The organism is Streptomyces sp. P9(2023) (genome assembly GCF_032436795.1).
Lineage (GTDB): Bacteria > Actinomycetota > Actinomycetes > Streptomycetales > Streptomycetaceae > Streptomyces.
The window spans coordinates 1-396 of sequence record NZ_JAUPWM010000191.1; the positions used below are offsets into that span (position 1 = coordinate 1).

The 396-nt window shown below is 51.0% G+C and carries 1 protein-coding gene; it reads right to left on the reverse strand.

All coding sequences use genetic code 11. The features are described 5' to 3' along the window. On the reverse strand, nucleotides 1–191 hold a 191-nt coding region (locus Q5762_RS37300), incomplete at its 3' end, for a hypothetical protein (RefSeq protein ID WP_315896750.1). Between the last annotated feature and the right edge of the window lie 205 nt (nucleotides 192–396).

Here is a 396-nt window from a genome sequence, read left to right on the forward strand (position 1 = left end):
TAATGCCCGCGCTCCAGCGTTTCCCGGGCAATCACGCTGATCGATGCTGGAGCGCTGGTAATCTGCTGCTCGAAGCCCGAGGCCGTCACCACGATATCGTTCAACTGGGATGACTGCTGAGCCAGCGCCACGCCACAGGCCAACGAAGACACAGCGCTGGCCAGCAGCGTGCGACGTAAACGAAAAGACATAATGGGTTCCTTTGATGTGAAAGAGCTATTGCATACAAATACGAACTATTTGCGTTTGTATTTTTACATACTCTTTGCACAATTCGGTGAGACAGCACGTTCAACTAAACGGAACACAAATGCCAATTATTTTCATTCTCGCCGATAGGTGGCACAATACCTTTCTACTGTTAGCCCCCGGGTGGCCGTGCCATGTACGATTTCG